The organism is Streptomyces sp. NPDC104202 (assembly GCF_055584185.1).
This window is the reverse complement of the sequence record NZ_JBVJMN010000065.1, coordinates 12,299-30,027: the sequence shown is the minus strand read 5'-3', so window position 1 is coordinate 30,027 and position 17,729 is coordinate 12,299. Positions and strand designations below refer to the sequence as shown.

Annotated in this window: 18 protein-coding genes and 1 pseudogene; 8 read left to right on the top strand and 11 right to left on the bottom strand. The window is 72.1% G+C overall.

Annotation, left to right across the window (positions count from 1 at the left end; translation table 11 throughout):
- Positions 1–10: 10 nt before the first annotated feature.
- Both ACZ60W_RS31185 and ACZ60W_RS31180 read right to left on the bottom strand, forming a co-directional pair.
- Positions 11–808 carry a hypothetical protein gene (locus ACZ60W_RS31185; RefSeq protein WP_469758754.1) on the bottom strand — a complete coding sequence of 266 codons (798 nt, stop codon included), beginning with the start codon at positions 806–808 and terminating at the stop codon, positions 11–13.
- Positions 801–1,397 (bottom strand): RNA polymerase sigma factor, encoded by a 597-nt coding sequence (locus tag ACZ60W_RS31180; RefSeq protein ID WP_469758753.1) that lies wholly within the window; start codon positions 1,395–1,397, stop codon positions 801–803. The genes ACZ60W_RS31185 and ACZ60W_RS31180 overlap by 8 nt, the downstream gene beginning before the upstream one ends.
- 56 nt (positions 1,398–1,453) lie before the next feature.
- On the opposite strand from ACZ60W_RS31180, the gene trpS reads away from it, so the two are divergent.
- Positions 1,454–2,467, top strand: coding sequence for a tryptophan--tRNA ligase (trpS, locus tag ACZ60W_RS31175; RefSeq protein ID WP_469758752.1), 1,014 nt, complete (start codon positions 1,454–1,456; stop codon positions 2,465–2,467).
- Between the two features lie 92 nt (positions 2,468–2,559).
- Positions 2,560–3,153: a 2'-5' RNA ligase family protein gene (locus tag ACZ60W_RS31170; RefSeq protein WP_469758751.1), complete on the top strand. Its 594-nt coding sequence runs from the start codon at positions 2,560–2,562 to the stop codon at positions 3,151–3,153.
- A 109-nt stretch (positions 3,154–3,262) separates the two neighbouring features.
- Here ACZ60W_RS31170 and ACZ60W_RS31165 read toward each other — a convergent pair whose 3' ends face one another.
- Complete coding sequence (locus ACZ60W_RS31165) at positions 3,263–4,018, bottom strand: SDR family NAD(P)-dependent oxidoreductase (RefSeq protein ID WP_469758750.1); 756 nt, start codon at positions 4,016–4,018, stop codon at positions 3,263–3,265.
- Between the two features lie 255 nt (positions 4,019–4,273).
- On the opposite strand from ACZ60W_RS31165, the gene ACZ60W_RS31160 reads away from it, so the two are divergent.
- Positions 4,274–5,353 (top strand): YihY/virulence factor BrkB family protein, encoded by a 1,080-nt coding sequence (locus ACZ60W_RS31160; RefSeq protein ID WP_469758749.1) that lies wholly within the window; start codon positions 4,274–4,276, stop codon positions 5,351–5,353.
- 289 nt (positions 5,354–5,642) lie between these two features.
- Here ACZ60W_RS31160 and ACZ60W_RS31155 read toward each other — a convergent pair.
- Positions 5,643–6,413: pseudogene (locus ACZ60W_RS31155) on the bottom strand (D-alanyl-D-alanine carboxypeptidase family protein); the annotation flags it as partial.
- A gap of 229 nt (positions 6,414–6,642) precedes the next feature.
- Between ACZ60W_RS31155 and ACZ60W_RS31150 the strand changes: the two are divergent.
- The 3 genes from ACZ60W_RS31150 to ACZ60W_RS31140 all read left to right on the top strand — a co-directional run bounded on the left by ACZ60W_RS31150 (position 6,643) and on the right by ACZ60W_RS31140 (position 10,025).
- Positions 6,643–6,897 (top strand): SCO4848 family membrane protein, encoded by a 255-nt coding sequence (locus tag ACZ60W_RS31150; RefSeq protein ID WP_469758748.1) that lies wholly within the window; start codon positions 6,643–6,645, stop codon positions 6,895–6,897.
- Between the two features lie 37 nt (positions 6,898–6,934).
- On the top strand, positions 6,935–8,275 hold the full coding sequence (locus ACZ60W_RS31145) for a metallophosphoesterase (protein WP_469758747.1): 1,341 nt from the start codon (positions 6,935–6,937) through the stop codon (positions 8,273–8,275).
- A gap of 196 nt (positions 8,276–8,471) precedes the next feature.
- Entirely contained in the window at positions 8,472–10,025 is a 1,554-nt protein-coding gene (locus ACZ60W_RS31140) for an ABC transporter substrate-binding protein (protein ID WP_469758746.1), read from the top strand.
- Between the two features lie 61 nt (positions 10,026–10,086).
- Here ACZ60W_RS31140 and ACZ60W_RS31135 read toward each other — a convergent pair whose 3' ends face one another.
- From ACZ60W_RS31135 to ACZ60W_RS31125, 3 genes are read right to left on the bottom strand one after another with little or no spacing between them, the layout of a single operon-like run.
- Positions 10,087–10,833 (bottom strand): TetR/AcrR family transcriptional regulator, encoded by a 747-nt coding sequence (locus ACZ60W_RS31135; protein ID WP_469758745.1) that lies wholly within the window; start codon positions 10,831–10,833, stop codon positions 10,087–10,089.
- A 10-nt stretch (positions 10,834–10,843) separates the two neighbouring features.
- Positions 10,844–11,266: a thiol-disulfide oxidoreductase DCC family protein gene (locus ACZ60W_RS31130; protein ID WP_469758744.1), complete on the bottom strand. Its 423-nt coding sequence runs from the start codon at positions 11,264–11,266 to the stop codon at positions 10,844–10,846.
- Between the two features lie 7 nt (positions 11,267–11,273).
- A complete protein-coding gene (locus ACZ60W_RS31125; protein ID WP_469758743.1) occupies positions 11,274–11,708 on the bottom strand; it encodes a hypothetical protein in 435 nt (144 codons plus the stop codon).
- A gap of 124 nt (positions 11,709–11,832) precedes the next feature.
- Between ACZ60W_RS31125 and ACZ60W_RS31120 the strand changes: the two genes are divergently transcribed.
- Positions 11,833–12,636 (top strand): alpha/beta fold hydrolase, encoded by an 804-nt coding sequence (locus ACZ60W_RS31120; protein WP_469758742.1) that lies wholly within the window; start codon positions 11,833–11,835, stop codon positions 12,634–12,636.
- A 16-nt stretch (positions 12,637–12,652) separates the two neighbouring features.
- Here ACZ60W_RS31120 and ACZ60W_RS31115 read toward each other — a convergent pair whose 3' ends face one another.
- The gene (locus ACZ60W_RS31115; RefSeq protein WP_469758741.1) at positions 12,653–13,876 is read right to left on the bottom strand and encodes an MFS transporter; all 1,224 of its coding nucleotides are present in this window, start codon (positions 13,874–13,876) and stop codon (positions 12,653–12,655) included.
- 86 nt (positions 13,877–13,962) lie between these two features.
- Between ACZ60W_RS31115 and ACZ60W_RS31110 the strand changes: the two genes are divergently transcribed.
- Positions 13,963–14,514 carry a MarR family winged helix-turn-helix transcriptional regulator gene (locus tag ACZ60W_RS31110; protein WP_469758740.1) on the top strand — a complete coding sequence of 184 codons (552 nt, stop codon included), beginning with the start codon at positions 13,963–13,965 and terminating at the stop codon, positions 14,512–14,514.
- Positions 14,515–14,541: 27 nt separating this feature from the next.
- Here the strand turns inward: ACZ60W_RS31110 and ACZ60W_RS31105 are convergent, their stop codons facing one another.
- The 3 genes from ACZ60W_RS31105 to sdhA form a co-directional block, all read right to left on the bottom strand.
- Positions 14,542–15,102, bottom strand: a complete 561-nt coding sequence (locus ACZ60W_RS31105) for a hypothetical protein (protein WP_469758739.1) — start codon at positions 15,100–15,102, stop codon at positions 14,542–14,544.
- Positions 15,103–15,195: 93 nt separating this feature from the next.
- Complete coding sequence (locus ACZ60W_RS31100; RefSeq protein ID WP_030318427.1) at positions 15,196–15,954, bottom strand: succinate dehydrogenase iron-sulfur subunit; 759 nt, start codon at positions 15,952–15,954, stop codon at positions 15,196–15,198.
- A complete protein-coding gene (sdhA, locus tag ACZ60W_RS31095; RefSeq protein WP_469758738.1) occupies positions 15,954–17,708 on the bottom strand; it encodes a succinate dehydrogenase flavoprotein subunit in 1,755 nt (584 codons plus the stop codon). Before sdhA ends, ACZ60W_RS31100 begins: the two co-directional genes overlap by 1 nt.
- Positions 17,709–17,729 lie beyond the last annotated feature (21 nt).

Genomic DNA, 17,729 nt, shown 5'->3' with positions numbered 1-17,729 from the left:
GAGGGGCCCGTCACCCCGTCGACCCGGCGGTGCGGCGGGCCTCCTCCGGGTCCGGTATGCCCTCGAGCCGGAAGGTCGGCGCGCCCCCGCTCCCCGTCCACAGGAGCGTGGGCCCCGCGGTGCGGACCTCGTGGGTCCAGGCCCCGCCCGCGCCGTCGGTCATCGGGAAGGTGAGCCGCTGGGGGGCGGCGAACCAGTACCCCCGGGCGCCGTCGGGAAGGTCCACCCAGCGGGGCGGGATCCGCACCTGCTTGGCGAAGCCGATGTCCAGACGGCCCGGGAACTCGTCGAGCCGCACCGTCCGCGCCCCCTCCCGCCGGCACAGGGTGATCACCGCGCGGCCGCCGGCGGCCGACCCCGTCACCGACACCGCGTCCGGCGCGCCGAGCGTGCCCGGCACCAGCGGCTCGAAGCCCGCCAGCCGGCCCGCCTCACCCAGCGGGACCGGGTCCGGACAGCCGGGCACCGCGCCGGCGGCCCGCACGGGGCCGTCCGGGTCGTACCGCACGGCGACCCCGCCGAAGCCGAACCACTCCGCCACCGCCGCCCGCACCGGCGGGGTGAGCAGCAGCACGATCAGCACCCCGGTGACCCCCGCCACCAGCGCCCGCCACCGCGCGCGCGCCCCCGCGCGCACCGATGCCCACCACCGCCGCCGGAGGGGGCCGGGCGCCGGCACCGGCGTGGGGACCCGCTCGGCGAGGAGCTGCGCGAGGACCCGCTCGGCCATCGACCCGCCGTCCACGTCCGGCACCCTCAGCCGCCGCCCCAGCTCCCTCAGCTCGTCCGGCAGACCCTCCTCAGCCACGCCTCCCACCTCCCTCCGCGCCGTCCTCCAGCACCCGTCCCAGCTTCCTCAGCGCCCGGCTCAGCCGGGACTTCACCGTCCCCCTCGGCCAGCCCAGGGCCAGCGCCGTCTCGGTCTCGTCCAGCTCCAGGAGGTAGCGGTGGACCACCACCTGCCGGTGGTCCTCGGCGAGCCCGTCCAGCGCCTCCCACAGCCGCCGGCTCCGCTCCCGCTCCTCGGCCGCCACCGCCGGGTCCGCCGACTCCGGTATCAGCGGCTCGGGCCCGAGCAGCCCCGCCTCGCGGTCACGGACGGCGCGCCGCCGACCCGCCGACCGCACTGTGTTCCTGGTCTCATTGGCGACGATCCGCAGCAGCCACGGCCGGAACGCCGAGCCGTCCCGGAACCGCCCCAGCGACCGGTACGCCTTGAAGAAGGCCTGCTGCACGACGTCCTCGGCCTCGGGGCCCGCGCCGCACGCCACCGCAGCTCTCAGCGCCACCGCCGTGTGCGCGCGGACCAACTCCGCGTACGCCTCCGGCTCTCCGGCGCGCACCCGTGCGATCACCACGGCCTCGTCGTCGACCAGGCCCCCCTCCCGCGTCCTCACACTCTTGATACACCGGCCGACGGGGATCGGTTCCCACACCTGAGAGAATGATGTGCATGGCCTCTGACAGTCCCCGCGTGCTCTCCGGAATCCAGCCCACCGCAGGCTCGTTCCACCTCGGCAACTACCTCGGCGCCGTCCGCCAGTGGGTCGCCCTCCAGGAGACCCACGACGCCTTCTACATGGTCGTCGACCTGCACGCCATCACGGTGCCGCAGGACCCCGCGGAGCTGCGCGCGAACACCCGGCTCGCCGCCGCCCAGCTGCTCGCCGCCGGTCTCGACCCGGAGCGCTGCACCCTTTTCGTCCAGAGCCACGTCCCCGAGCACGCCCAGCTCGGCTGGGTCATGAACTGCCTCACCGGCTTCGGCGAGGCCTCCCGCATGACCCAGTTCAAGGACAAGTCCGCCAAGCAGGGTGCCGACCGCGCCACCGTCGGCCTGTTCACGTACCCGATCCTCCAGGTCGCCGACATCCTGCTCTACCAGGCCCACGAGGTCCCGGTCGGCGAGGACCAGCGCCAGCACATCGAGCTGACCCGCGACCTGGCCGAGCGCTTCAACGGCCGCTTCGGCGAGACGTTCACGATCCCCAAGCCGTACATCCTCAAGGAGACGGCGAAGATCTACGACCTCCAGGACCCGACGATCAAGATGAGCAAGTCGGCGTCCACGCCGAAGGGCCTCATCAACCTCCTGGACGACCCGAAGACCACCGCCAAGAAGGTCAAGAGCGCGGTCACCGACACCGACACGGTGATCCGTTTCGACCCGGAGAACAAGGCCGGCGTCTCCAACCTGCTCACGATCATGTCCACGCTCACCTCCACCTCCGTCGACGACCTGGTGAAGAGCTACGAGGGCAAGATGTACGGCGCGCTGAAGACGGATCTCGCCGAGGTCATGGTGGACTTCGTCACGCCGTTCCGGGCCCGCACCCAGGAATACCTGGACGACCCGGAGACGCTGGACTCGGTCCTGGCCAAGGGAGCGGAGAAGGCCCGTGCGGTCGCGGCGGAGACGCTGGCGCAGACGTACGAGCGCATCGGCTTCCTGCCCGCCAAGCACTGAGTCCAAGGACCCTGGCCACCAAGGCGGTGGAGGCCGCACACTGGCGGCTGTACCACCCGCACACAAGTCGACCGACGACGGAGGAGAACGACGTGGGGACCGTAACGCTCGGCGTTTCGATCGCGGTCCCGGAGCCCTACGGCAGCCTGCTCCAGGAGCGGCGCGCCGGCTTCGGGGACCCGGCCGCCTACGGCATCCCCACGCACGTCACCCTGGTCCCGCCGACCGAGGTAGCGGAGGAGCGGCTGCCGGCGATCGAGGCGCACCTCGCCGGTGTCGCCGCCGACCACCAGCCGTTCCCCGTGCGGCTCCGCGGCACCGGGACCTTCCGTCCGCTCTCCCCGGTCGTCTTCGTCAAGGTGGACGAGGGCGTCTCGCTCTGCCACCGCCTCCAGCACCGCATCCGCGACGAGGCCGGGCCGCTGGTGCGCGAGCTCCAGTTCCCGTACCACCCGCACGTGACCGTCGCCCACGGCATCTCCGAGGAGGGGATGGACCGGGCGTACGAGGAGCTCGCCGGGTACGAGGCGGCCTGGACCTGCCGCTCCTTCGCCCTGTACGAGCAGGGGCCGGACGGCGTGTGGCGGAAGCTGTACGACTACCTGTTCGGCAGCGGCCGCCCGATCTCCGCCGTCCCGGCCCAGGGCAGCCCGGTCGACCAGCCGACGGGCACCCCCGCCCGCTGACGTCCGCGCCCGGCCGGACCGGCCGGGCGCAGGCGTGCCCCACGTCACCCGCCCCACCGCGCGCGGCGCACGCCACCCGTCGCGGGTCGCGTGCCGCACCCCGCGTGACTCACAGCGACAGGAGCCGGTGGAGCGGCCTCGGGGCGTGCCGTACGGCCGCCATCACCATCCGCAGCGCCCCCGGCACCCACACCGTCTCCGAGCGCCGCCGCAGCCCCAGCTCGATCGCCGTCGCGACCGCCTCGGGCGTGGTCGCGAGCGGCCCCCCGGCGCGCCCTCGCGTCGTCCGCGCGCGCAGGGAGCCCGGGCGCACCACCATGACGCGGACGCCGGTGCCGTACAGCGCGTCGCCGAGGCCCTGCGCGAAGGCGTCGAGACCGGCCTTCGACGAGCCGTAGATGAAGTCGGCGCGGCGGGCCCGCTCGCCCGCCACGGAGGACAGCACCACGAGCGAGCCGTGCCCCTGCGCCTGGAGCGCGCCCGCGCACACCAGCCCCGCCGAGACCGCGCCGGTGTAGTTGGTCTGGGCGACCCGGGCCGCGGCGACGGGGTCGGACTCGTCGCGCGCCTGGTCGCCGGTGACCCCGAAGGCGAGCAGCACGACGTCGACGGGGCCCTCGGTGAAGATCTTGCCGAGCCGCTCCTCGTGGGACTCCGTGTCGAGCGCGTCGAAGGGCACGGTGCGCACCTCGGCCCCCAGCGCGCGCAGCCCGTCCGCGGCGGCGGTCAGGCCGGGGGAGGGGCGGCCGGCCAGCCAGACCGTACGGGTGCCGCGGGCGATCATCCGGCGCGCGGTGGCGAGCCCGATCCCGGAGGTGCCGCCGAGCACGAGCAGGGAGTGCGGGGCACCGAAGGCGTCCTTCATGGTGGGTCCTCCTCAGAGGGCGAGACGGCGGGACAGGCCCGAGGCCGGGACGCACGGGGGGCGAGCGGCGCGCGGTCGTCGTCCAGGGCGTGGGTCTCGACAGCCATGAGGGTGACCGTATAGCCGCCTCTGTCGCTTATGCCGGTATTGCAAGGCGGTTCGTTACGGGATGTCGGTCGCGGCCCCCCGTGCCGCGGCGGGGGATTCTCGTACTCCGGTCATCTCACGCAACGGATCAAGGGGTACACGTACGCCATGGACTGGCTGACCAAGCTTCCCGTCATCGGCCCCGTGGCCGTCCGCCTCATGCGGACCCACGCCTGGCGTTCGTACGAGACCCTCGACGCGGCCCACTGGACCCGGCTCGCCGCCGCGATCACCTTCCTGTCCTTCCTCGCCCTCTTCCCCCTCATCACGGTCGCCGCCGCGGTCGGGGCCGCGCTGCTCAGCACCGACCAGCTCGACACGATCGAGGAGAAGATCGCCGACCAGGTGCCGGGCATCTCCGACCAGCTCGACATCGGGGGGCTCGTCGCCAACGCCGGCACCATCGGGCTCGTCGCCGGCGCCGTCCTGCTGGTCACCGGCATCAGCTGGGTCGGCTCCATGAGGGAGTGCCTGCGCGCGGTCTGGGGCCTCGACGACATCGAGGGCAACCCCGTCCTCCTCAAGGGCAAGGACGGGCTCATCCTCGTCGGCCTCGGCGGCGTCGCGCTCGCCTCGCTCGCCGCGTCCTGGCTCGGCTCCACCGCCGTCGGCTGGAGCGCCGACCGGATCGGCCTCTCCGGCGACGGGGCGGGCGGCTTCCTCCTCCAGACCGCCGCCGTCCTCGTCGCCGTCGTCGCCGACTTCCTGATCCTGCTCTACGTCCTGACCCTGCTGCCCGGCGTCCACCCGCCCCGCCGCCGGCTCGTCGTGGCGGCCCTCATGGGCGCCGTCGGGTTCGAGCTGCTCAAGCTGCTGCTGGGCGGCTACATGAGGGGCGTCGCGGCGAAGTCCATGTACGGCGCGTTCGGCGTCCCGGTCGCGCTGCTCCTGTGGATCAACTTCACCGCGAAGCTGCTGCTGTACTGCGCGGCCTGGACGGCTACGGGGTCACGCCGGGACGGGGAGACTCCTGCGACGCAGGAGCCGCAGGAATCGCAGCAGCCGCAGGGGACTCCGCAGGCTCCTGAGCCTCAGGCGTCTCCGGCGACGAACCTGGAGCCGGGGACTCAGGGGACTCAGGGGACTCCGGGGACTCAGGGTTCGCAGGGGACTCCTCCGCCGAGCGGTCCTCGTCCCGGGGCCGACGGCGACGAGCCGCCGACGCGGCCAGCGGCCAGCGGCGGTTGACCAGGAAGACCGCGGCGGCGAGGAGCACCAGCACCCCGCCCGCCACGCCGAGGGCGGTCCCGACACCGCCGGCCTTCTCGGCGGCCGACGTCGTGCCGTGCGGGGCGTTCTTCCCGGGGGCCGGTGCCGGGACCGTGCCGTCCGGGGCGGCCGACTCCGTCCGCGCGGACCGCGGCGGCACCAGCCGGCCCACCGGGGTCACCTTGCCGGTCGCGGCGAAGCCCCAGTCGAGCAGCCGGGCCGTCTCGCGGTAGACGGCGTGCTGCTCCTTCGAGGAGGGGTTCATGACGGTGACGAGCAGCACCTTGCCGTTCCGCTCCGCGACGCCGGTGAAGGTGGCACCCGCGTGCGTGGTGTTGCCGTTCTTGACCCCGGCGATGCCCGGGTAGGGGGCGACGCCCAGGTCGCCGGTGAGCAGCCGGTTGGTGTTCTGGATCTCGAAGGTCTCGCGCTTCTTGCCCGGCTTGGCCTCGCCGGGGAAGGCGGCGCGGGACGTGGCCGCGTACTCGCGGAAGTCCGGCTTCTGCATGCCGTTGCGCGCGATGAGCGTCAGGTCGTACGCGGAGGAGACCTGGCGGGGGGCGTCGTAGCCGTCCGGCGAGACCACCACGGTGTCGAGTGCCTGGAGCTCGGCCGCGTGCTCGTTCATGTCCGCCACGGTCCGGGCCAGACCATTGTTCATGCTGGTCAGGACGTGTACCGCGTCGTTCCCCGAGCGGAGGAACACCCCGAGCCACAGGTCGTGGACGCTGTAGGTCTGCTTCTCCTTGATGCCGACCAGGCTGGACCCGTCCCCTATCCCCAGCATGTCCTGGGCGGTGACGAGGTGGTTCCGGGTCTTCGGGAACTTCGGCAGCAGGGTGTCCGCGAAGAGCATCTTCAGCGTGGACGCCGGCGCCAGCGGCCAGTGCGCGTTGTGCGCGGCCAGCACGTCGCCCGTCTCCGCGTCCGCGACGATCCAGGAGCGGCCGGACAGCTCCTTCGGCAGGACCGGAGCGCCCGCGTTCAGCCGCACCTGCGTCCCGGGCAGTCCGAGCAGCGGGCCGCCGACCTTCGACATCACGGCGGGAGGAAGGGGCTGCTTGTCCTTCTCCTCCGCGTGCGCGGCGGGCGCGGAGGTCACGAGCGGCAGGAACAGCGCAGCGGCGACCGCCCAAGCGGTCTTCTTCGAAGCAGACACGGTCGAGAACGTACAGGCCCGCACCAGGGATCCGAACCCCGCGGGGCGGTTCGTCCGGGCTCGTCCACCCGGACGCGGGCCCGGTGGGGCGGGCGGTGATACTGGGGCCATGAAGCTCAGCCGCCGTGTCGCCTGGTTCCTGCTCGCCTTCGGGGTGTGGAGCTGGTTCATCTGGATCACCTTCGTCAAAAACCTGTGGAAGGACGGCAGCGGCCTCGCCTTCGACGACGCGGGCGACCCGACGGCCTACTTCTGGGTTCATCTGCTGCTCGCGGTCACGTCCTTTGTCCTGGGGACGGTGATCGGGGTGATCGGGTTGCGCGGGGTGCGCGCCCGACGCGGCGACGACGGTCACACGGCCTGACGCGGCACGGGGCGGAAGACGAAGAGGGGGTTCGGGCGTGGTCGGGTTCGTCGTGGTCCTGGTCGTGGTGCTGGGGCTGCTCGGTGCGGTGCACCGGTACGTGTGGCAGCGCATGGTGCGGGACGTGACGGCGCCCGGGAGCGCCGCGCGCCGGGCCGGCACGGTCGTGGTGGTGGCGCTGCCGGTGCTGTCCGTCGCGGCCCTGGTGTCCTCACGCGCGGGGGCCCCGTTCGTGGTCCAGCAGGCCGTGGCCTGGCCGGGGTTCCTCTGGCTCGCGGTGCTGCTCTACCTGACGCTGGCGCTGGTCGTCGGCGAGGCGGTGCGCCCCGTCCTGCGGCGGTGGCTCGCCCGCCGCGCGGAGACGGCCGCCGCTGCCGCGCCCGCCCCGGTGCCGGCCGCGACGGTTTCCGCGGGGACGGAGGAGCCCGCCGGGAAGCCGTCCGCCGCGTCGCCGGCCCCGGAGGCGCCGGCCGTGCCGTCCGTGCCGTCCACGTCGTCCGCAGCCTCCGAGCCGCCCGCGGGGCGGGACGCCGGGTCCTCCCCGGCGGAGGTGTCGCGGCGGCTGTTCGTGTCGCGGGTCGTCGCGGGGTCGGCGGCCGCCGTGGCGGCCGGGACCGTCGGGTACGGCACGTACGGGGTGCTGCGCGGGCCGCGGATCAAGCGCGTGACGGTGCCGCTGGCGAAGGTGCCGAGGGCGGCGCACGGCTACCGGATCGCGGTGGTGTCGGACATCCACCTCGGACCGATCCTGGGCCGGGCGCACACGCAGCGGATCGTGGACACGATCAACTCGGCGCAGCCGGACCTCGTCGCGGTCGTCGGCGACCTGGTCGACGGCACGGTGGAGAACCTCGGCTCCGCCGCCGAGCCGCTGGCGCGCCTGCGCGCCCGCCACGGCTCCTTCTTCGTGACCGGCAACCACGAGTACTTCTCCGGCGCCGACGCGTGGGTCGACCACGTGCGGGAGCTCGGACTGCGTCCGCTGCGCAACGAACGGGTGGAGATCGCGGCCGGGTTCGACCTGGCGGGCGTGGACGACGTGGCCGGGGAGAGCGAGGGGCAGGGGCCCGACTTCGCGCGGGCGCTGGGTGACCGCGACCGGGCGCGTGCGGCGGTCCTGCTGGCCCACCAGCCCGTCGTCGTGCACGACGCGGTGCGGCACGGCGTGGACCTCCAGCTGTCGGGACACACGCACGGCGGGCAGCTGTGGCCGGGGAACCTCCTCGCAGAACTGGCCAACCCGACCGTCGCCGGGCTCGAACGGTACGGCGACACGCAGCTCTACGTCTCCCGGGGCGCGGGTGCCTGGGGGCCGCCGGTGCGGGTCGGGGCGCCGTCGGACATCACGATCGTCGAACTCGCCTCGAAACAGGCGTAATCGGCATCGGTCACTCGCTGCGCCGAGGCCGATACGTGCTGCTCATCGACTTAAATTCCCATATCCCGGACATATACCTGTGGTGTGAAAGTTTCCTCTTCCGCTTGTGAAAACGGTGTGATGGGATGGCGCCATCGCGGCGTGATCGGGGGGTTCGTCGCTTCTGGGGTGGCACCACATGTAAGGAAGCACGGCAATGCGGTCGACGGTCCGTCTACGGATCCTCATCACTTGTGGAGTACTGGTGGCGGCCGGGGTCGGGGGCTGGCAACTGCTGCCCTCCGACGGCAGCCGCACGGATCCGATCAGCGTCGGCACGACCGACGAGGTCACTTCACTCGACCCGGCCGGCGCGTACGACGCCGGTTCCTGGGCCATGTACAGCAACGTCTTCCAGTCGCTGCTGACGTTCAAGCCGGGGTTCAGCGCCCCGGTTCCCGACGCCGCCGAGAGCTGCAAGTTCGTGGGCACCAAGCTCACGACCTACCAGTGCACGCTCCGCGACGACCTCACCTTCTCCAACGGGCGCAAGGTGACCGCCGAGGACGTCAAGTTCTCCTTCGAGCGCATGCTGCGGATCAAGACCGACGTCGGTCCGCAGCCGCTTTTCCCGACGCTGAAGACCGTGACGGCCGACGGGCGCACCGTCACGTTCCACCTGAGCGACCGGGACGCCACGTTCCCGCTGAAGGTGGCCACGGGCGCCGGTTCGATCGTCGACAGCAGCCAGTACCCGGCCGACGGCCTGCGGCCCGGCACCTCGGTCGACGGCTCTGGCCCGTACGTCCTCAAGGAGTACAAGGAGGGCGAGTCCGCCCGCCTGGAGCCCAACCCGAACTACAAGGGCGCCGTCACCAAGGCCGGCGGTCCGGTCGTGGTCAAGTACTACGCCCAGTCTTCGGAGCTCGCGGCCGCGTGGAAGGCCAAGGACATCCAGGTGACGCACCGGCAGCTCCCGCCGGACTACCTGTCCACCCTGGAGACGGGGGACGGGACGCGCGTCACCGAGGCGGAGAGCGCCGAGATCCGCAACATCAACTTCAACGTCCGCCCCGGCTCGCCGATGGCGAAGCTGGCGGTCCGGCAGGCCGTCGCCGCGGTCATCGACCGCCCGGCGATCACCACCAGCGCCTACAAGGGCACGGTCGAGCCGCTGTACTCCCTCATCCCGCAGGGGTTCGTCGGCCACAGCACCGCGTTCTACGACGTCGACCCGGCGCCGGACGCCAAGAAGGCCAAGCGCATCCTGCGGGGGGCCGGCATCACCAAGCCGGTGAAGTTCACCTTCGGGTTCCGCAAGGACACGACCTACGCGGCCGAGAGCGCCGAGATCAAGAAGCAGCTGGAGGAGACCGGGCTGTTCGAGGTCGACGTCGTCGAGGCCGACTGGCAGAACTTCCAGAAGGGGTACGCGCGCGGTGCCTACGACGCGTACACCGTCGGCTGGCTCCCCGACTTCCCGGACTCCGACAGCTTCACCGCGCCGCTCGTCGGCACGCAGAACACCCTGCACAACGGCTTCTCCAGCAAGCGGATCGACACGCTGATCTCCTCGACGCAGAAGTACAGCGACCGGTCGCGCGCGACCACCGACTTCCGGGAGATCCAGACCGAGGTCGCCTCCGACGTGCCGCTGATCCCGCTGTGGCAGAAGAAGGACTACGTCCTCTCCACCGAGAGCGTCGCCGGCTCCCAGTACCTCACGGACGGCACCGGCATCTGGCGCCTGTGGGAGCTCACCTGGGTCTAGAGACGTCCGTGCGGGTCCGGCCCACCGGGGCCGGGCCCGCACGGTCCCGGTACGACAGGCCCTAGGAGGCCGGCGGCTTCGGGGTGGCCCGCTTGGGCTTGCCCGAGGCCGCCATTCCGGCTGCCGTGGGCATGAAGTCGGAGAGCAGCTCGTGGGTCTCCTTGACCAGCGGGCGCAGGATGCGGAAGCGGGAGAGGGAGATCGCGCGGGCGGTGACCGGCGCGAGCCGCTCCACCAGGCGCCGGCTGTTGGCGGCGTGGTCCGAGCGGTCGTACACCCAGAACAGCACCAGGCCCATCTGCTGGAGCCAGAGCAGCTGCGGCAGCGCCTCCTTCAGCTCCGGGTCGACCTTCACCGAGGCGCCGGAGATGACGCGCCGGTGCACCTCGATGGCGGCCTCGCGCGGGCCCTCCGACTCGGGGGAGAAGGGGCTGAGCGGGCTGTCCGGGTCGGCGGCGTTCTTGAAGAACTGGGACGCGAACTCGTGGTACGGCTCGGCGATGTCCAGCCAGCCGAGGTAGACCCCGCGGATCCGGGCCGTGAGGTCCTTCTCGTCACCGGTCAGGATGGGCTCGACGGCCGCCTGGTGCTCCTCGGCGATCCGGTCGTAGAAGCCCTGGACGAGGTGCTCCTTGGACGAGAAGTAGTAGTACGCGTTGCCGACGGAGACCCCGGCCTCCTGGGCGATGGCCCGCATCGTCGTCTTGTCGTAACCGCGCTCCTTGAACAGCCGGAGCGCGGTCTCGAGGATGAGCGTGCGGGTCTGCTCGCTCTTGGGGGCCTTCTTCTCTTCGTTCACGTCCGTCACGGGGCCGAGCCTAGCCGGGCGGAACGGGCGCCTCGCAGCGCCCGTCGTCGCAGGACGGCCCCTTCAGGGCCTCCCGCCACCGCGCGGCGGCCAGGACGGTGACCCGGGCGAACGGCTGCCCGGCCGGGGTGGCCAGCCAGTGGGCCTTGGCCCGGTGGTCGGCCAGGGCCCAGAGGCAGACGATCCAGGCGGCGGTCTCCCGGTAGACCTGGCCCCGGTCCGCGACCACGGTGATCTCCCGCAGGGTGGCGGCGTGGTCGAGGTCCGGGAAGCGCCGCCTGGCCTCGTGCGATCCGGCGGGTACGAGGTCGAGCGGGACGAGCTGCCGCTGGCGCAGGAGCCAGTGCCTCAGGTGCACGCAGAGCGGGCAGTCGGCGTCGTACAGCACGGTCAGGCGTCCCACCGGGGTCGACGGCGCGGTCGGGGTCGGCACGGTGGGCTCAGGCCTGGGGGGCCGGCGGGGCCCAGGGGCCGCCCTTGGGGGTCGCGGTCCACCCCTGCGGGCCGACCGGCGGCACCTGCTCGCGCTCCATGACCCCGCGCCGGCGGATCCTGTTGAGCACGTAGACGTTCGCCAGGTGCATGACGCCGAGGACGAGCAGGACGACGCCGAGCTTGACCGAGAGGGCCTCGAAGAGGGCGCGGGCGTCCAGGACGGCGTCGTCCTGGCTCAGGTAGAGGGCGACGAAGCCGAAGTTGACGAGGTAGAAGCCGACCACCAGGAGGTGGTTCACGGCGTCGGCGAGCTTCTCGTTGCCGTGCAGGACGTCCGCCAGGAAGACCTTTCCGTTGCGGCTGAGCGTCCGGGCGACCCAGATCGTGAGGGCCACGCTGATCAGCAGATAGGCGATGTAGGCGACGACAGTGAGGTCCATGCCCCACCCTCCCTTGAACACGTTCAAAAGCTGACGGTCATGACTGTAGACCCATCTTTGAACGTGTTCAAGTCATGCGGGAATCCGGTGGCCGCCGCCCTCGCGGCCCTCTAGGGTCGGCCGGATGACGCTCTCTCACGACCAGGCCGGCCACGGCACCTCGACCGTCGTCCTGCTGCACTCCGGGGTCTGCGACCGCCGGATGTGGGACGGACAGTTCTCCGCCCTCGCCGCCGCCGGACACCGTGTCGTCCGCTGCGACCTCCGCGGCTTCGGCGACACCCCCGTCGACGCCCCGCACACCCACGCCGAGGACGTCCGGGACCTCCTCGACCACCTCGGCGTCGACCGGGCCGCCGTCGTCGGCTCGTCCTTCGGCGGCCGCGTCGCCCTGGAGCTGGCCGCCCGCCATCCCGGCCGGGTCACCGCCCTCGCCCTCCTCGGCTCGGGCATGCCCGGCATGGAGCCGAGCGCGGAACTGCGCGCCTGGGGCGCCCGCGAGGACGCGCTCCTCGACGCGGGCGACCTCGACGGGGCCGTCGAGCTGAACGTCGACACCTGGCTCGGCCCCGAGGCCGGCGCGGACGCCCGCGCCCTCGTCCGGGAGGGGCAGCGGCGCGCCTTCGACGTCCAGCTCGCCGCGCCGGAGGAGTACGACCCCGTCGACCCCGAGGTCACCCGGGACGAGCTCGCCGCCATCCCCGCCCCCGCCCTCGTCGCCGTCGGCGCCCACGACCTCCCCGACTTCCGGGCCGTCGCCGCCCGGCTCGCCGCCCTCCTCCCGGCCGCCCGCCTCCTCGAACTCGACTGGGCCGGCCACCTTCCCGCCCTCGAACGCCCGGACGACACCGCCCGCCTCCTCGTCGCCTTCCTGGCCGAGGCGGCGGCCCGGGAGGCCGGAGAGCGCCCCACCGCGACCGCGGGCTGACGGCCCGGGGCCCGGCCTACCGGAAGCGCCGCACCCCGGGCACCAGGGCCGTGCCCAGGCAGCAGCCGCCGACGATGACGGCGGCGGCGAGGAGCGGCACTTCGGGGCCCCAGGCGGAGGCCGCGAGGGGGGCCAGGGCGTAGCCGAGGGGCATGGCGGCGAGGGAGAGCAGCCAGTCGTAGGAGGTGACGCGGGCGAGCGCGTGGTCGGGGACGGCGCGCTGGACGGCCGTCTGCCAGACGGGGGAGAGGAAGCCGAGGCCCGCCTGGGCGATCCCGTACGCCGCGATGGTCACCGGCGCGGGCGCGGCGACGGCGAGCAGGACGAGGGGCAGCGCGTACGTGGCGAGTCCGAGGTTGGCGGTGAGGACCGGGCGCCGGGGGCTGACGCGGTCGGCGAGCAGGGCGCCGAGGAGGAAGCCGACGGCGCCGGTCTGCAGGAGGACGACCCAGGTGCCGGCGCCGCCGAGGTGCCGCAGGGCGATGGCGGGGCCGAGGGTCATCAGGACGGCGGCGGCGCCGTTCCAGGCGCTGTGGCCGATCAGGCTGGTCCAGTACCAGTCACGGGAGCGGACCTCCTGCCAGCCCTCGGCCAGGTCGGCGCGGAGCGAGCGGCGGGGGATCCTGATCCGCTCGACCCGGACCGCCGCCAGGAGCAGGGCGCTGGCCGCGAAGGTGGCCGCGTCCAGGACGAAGGCCCAGCCCGCCCCCACGGTCAGCACCAGGGAGCCTGCGAGCGCGGGTCCGGCGAGCCGGGTGGCGCTCTGGGCGACCCCCACCGCCGCGTTGGCGCGGTGCAGCGAGGCGGTCGGCACCGTGCCCTTCACGAGGGGCGAGACGGTCGGCATGGCGAACGCGCCGGCGGCCCCGCCGAGCGCCTCGGCGACGGCGAGGACGGCGAGGCTGGGGGTGCCGCCGAGCAGCTGGAGGCCGACGACGAGCTGGGTGACGCCGCGGACCGCGTCGGTGGTGAGGGCGACCGCGCGGGCGTCGAAGCGGTCGCCGACGACGCCGCCCACGGGGAGCAGCAGCAGCTTGGGGACCATCGCGCAGCCGAGGACGAGGGCGAGGGCCGCGGTGGAGCCGGTGGCCTCCAGGACGGCGAGGGCGAGGGCGGCGGGGATCGCGGCGTCGCCGAGGAGGGAGAGGGCCCGTCCGGTGAAGAGCAGCCGGAAGGAGCGGGTGCGCAGGGGGTGGGGTGCGGCCGGGGGCGCGAGGGTGTCCTCGGGGGAGGCGGGCATGCGCCGTAGAGTATTTCGGTGTCGAATAATTCGTCAACGAAATACTTTCCCGTGAGACGGACCGTCCGCCGACGTACGATCACCCCATGGCGCTCCCCGAGGAACCGCGTGCCCCCCACGCCCCCGAACCGCGTGACTGGACCGACGAGCACGTCGCCCGCTGGCAGCCCGTCCTGCCCGACCTCGACCCCGTCGTCGAGGGGGCCGTCACCCGCATGAAGAAGCTCTCGGTGCACTTCCGCCGGGTCAGGGAACAATCCCTCGTCGACTTCGACCTGGAACGCCACGAGTTCGACACCCTGCACAAGCTCTCCGGCCGCGGCGGCAGCGCCGCGCCCTCCGAACTCGCCCAGGACCTCGACCTCGCGCCCGCGTCCGTCTCCGGCCGCCTCGACGCACTGGAGAAGCGCGGGTTCGTCCGCCGCACCCAGTCCACGACCGACCGCCGCAGGGTCGTCGTCGAACTCACCGAGGCCGGCCGCCAGACCTGGCTCGGCGCCATGGACGTCCTCGGCCACGAGGAGTACCGCCTCCTCGGCGTCCTCGCCCCCGAAGAGCGCGTCCTGCTCAACGACATGCTGCGCCGGATCATGATCCAGGCCGAGGCGGGCGGACCCGCCGGGGCGTGGCACGCCTGAGCCGGGACGCCCCGGCCCGGCGGGGGATCAGATGCTCAGCGAGCGCGCGTAGTTGAGCTGGCCCATCACCCAGTGGATGGTGTCCGGGCCGGTGGCCGGGATCATCGTCGCGTGGTGCCGGCCCCCGCTGGTGACGGTGACCTGGACGAAGCCGGTGGTCTGCTTCTCCTTCATCAGCAGGAAGAGCAGCCCCAGCAGGCAGAAGATGAAGAACACGATCGCCAGCACGATCGCGACCGTCGGCATCTTCTCCTCGGTCCGCGACATGTCCATCGCGTTCCACACGGCGCCCTTCAGGGGCATCGGACCGGCCGGCGTCATGATCTGGTCGCCGACCACCGTGATGTCGCCGAGGCTCAGCAGCGGCGCACCCGAGCCCATCGGGGCGGGCTGCGGCGGCAGCTGCACGCCGCCCGGAAGCGTCGGCTGGTACGGCACGCCCGCGGCGGGGGTGGAACCGGCCTGCGGATAGCCGTATCCCGGCGTCGCGCCCTGCGGATACCCGTACGCCGGAGTGCCGGACGCACCACCCTGCTGTCCCGGCCCCCACTTGTACTCGCCGTCCGCGTAAGGATTCGGCTCGCTCATCAGTCCCCGCTCTCCACTACGACGCGGGCAAGGAAAAAGCCCGCTCCTGCACGCCGCAGCGTACAGAAGCGGGCTTTCCCGCCACACCGAAGGTCAGAAACGTCGCGTGATCAGCGCGCGCTTCACTTCCTGGATGGCCTTGGTGACCTCGATGCCACGCGGGCACGCGTCGGTGCAGTTGAACGTCGTGCGGCAGCGCCACACGCCGTCCTTGTCGTTCAGGATCTCCAGGCGCTGCTCGCCCGCCTCGTCACGCGAGTCGAAGATGAAGCGGTGCGCGTTGACGATCGCGGCCGGACCGAAGTACTGGCCGTCGTTCCAGAAGACCGGGCAGGACGACGTGCACGCGGCGCACAGGATGCACTTGGTGGTGTCGTCGAAGCGCTCGCGGTCCTCGGCGGACTGCAGGCGCTCGCGGGTCGGCTCGTTGCCCTTGGTGACCAGGAACGGCATGACGTCCCGGTACGCCTGGAAGAACGGCTCCATGTCGACCACGAGGTCCTTGAGCACCGTCAGGCCCTTGATGGCCTCGACCGTGATCGGCTTCTCGGGGTTGATGTCCTTGATCAGCGTCTTGCAGGCGAGCCTGTTCTTGCCGTTGATCCGCATCGCGTCCGAGCCGCAGATGCCGTGCGCGCACGAGCGGCGGAAGGTCAGCGTGCCGTCGACGTCCCACTTGATCTTGTGGAGGGCGTCGAGCACACGCTCCTTCGGGTCGATCTCGATCTGGAAGTCCTCCCAGACCGACGCGTCCGACACCTCGGGGTTGAAGCGGCGGATCCGCATCGTGACCGTGATGTACGGGGAGGCGGCGGACTCCGCCTCGACCTTGTCCAGTACGGGGGTAGCCATCAGTACTTACGCTCCATCGGCTGGTAGCGGGTCGTCACGACCGGCTTGTAGTCGAGACGGACGGTCTCGGAGCCGTCCTCGCCGACCTCGCGGTACGCCATGGTGTGGCGCATGAAGTTGACGTCGTCGCGGTTCGGGTAGTCCTCGCGGTAGTGACCGCCGCGGGACTCCTTGCGCGCCAGGGCCGAGACGGCCATGACCTCGGCCAGTTCGAGCAGGTTGCCCAGCTCGATGGCCTCCAGGAGGTCCGTGTTGAAGCGCTTGCCCTTGTCCTGGATGGACACGTTCTCGTAGCGCTCGCGCAGCTCGGCGATCTTCTCGACGGCCGTCTTGATGGTCTGCTCCGTGCGGAACACCATCACGTTGGCGTCCATCGTCTCCTGGAGCTCGCGGCGCAGGTCGGCGACCCGCTCGCTGCCCGTGGAGTTGCGCAGCTTCTCGATCGTCGCGACGACGAGGGACTCCGGGTCCTCCGGCAGCTCGACGAAGTCGTGCTTGGCGGAGTACTCGGCCGCGGCGATGCCGGAGCGCTTGCCGAAGACGTTGATGTCCAGCAGCGAGTTGGTGCCGAGGCGGTTGGCGCCGTGCACCGACACGCAGGCGACCTCGCCGGCCGCGTACAGGCCCGGGACGACGGTGGTGTTGTCCGAGAGGACCTCACCCTCGACGTTGGTCGGGATGCCGCCCATGGCGTAGTGCGCGGTGGGCTGGATCGGGATCGGGTCCGTGTACGGCTCGATGCCGAGGTACGTACGGGCGAACTCCGTGATGTCCGGGAGCTTGGCGTCGAGCTGCTCCGGCGGGAGGTGCGTCAGGTCCAGGTAGACGTGGTCGCCCTCGGGACCGCAGCCGCGGCCCTCGCGGATCTCCGTGTAGATGGAGCGGGAGACGACGTCACGGGACGCGAGGTCCTTCATGACCGGCGCGTACTTCTCCATGAAGCGCTCGCCGTCCTTGTTGCGGAGGATGCCGCCCTCACCGCGGGCGCCCTCCGTCAGCAGGATGCCCATGCGCCAGATGCCCGTCGGGTGGAACTGGAAGAACTCCATGTCCTCCAGGGGCAGGCCGCGGCGGTAGCAGGCGGCCTGGCCGTCACCGGTCAGGGTGTGCGCGTTGGAGGTCACCTTGAAGAACTTGCCGGTGCCGCCGGACGCGTAGATCACGGCCTTGGCCTGGAAGATGTGGATCTCGCCGGTGGCCAGCTCGTACGCGACGACGCCCGCGGAGTGCTTGACCCCGTCGACCTCGGTGATCAGCTGGTCCAGGACGTAGAACTCGTTGAAGAACTCCACGCCCTCCTTGACGCAGTTCTGGTACAGCGTCTGGAGGATCATGTGGCCGGTGCGGTCCGCGGCGTAGCAGGACCGGCGGACCGGGGCCTCGCCGTGGTTGCGGGAGTGACCGCCGAAGCGGCGCTGGTCGATGGTGCCGTTCAGGGTCCGGTTGAACGGCAGGCCCATCTTCTCCAGGTCGAGGACGGCGTCGATGGCCTCCTTCGCCAGGATCTCGGCGGCGTCCTGGTCGACCAGGTAGTCACCGCCCTTGACCGTGTCGAAGGTGTGCCACTCCCAGTTGTCCTCCTCCACGTTCGCCAGCGCGGCGGCCATGCCGCCCTGCGCGGCGCCCGTGTGGGAGCGGGTGGGGTAGAGCTTCGTCAGCACGGCGGTGCGGCTGCGCTTGGTCGACTCGATGGCCGCGCGCATGCCGGCGCCACCGGCGCCGACGATGACGGTGTCGTACTTGTGGATCTTCATGACGTGGATTACCTCAGCCCC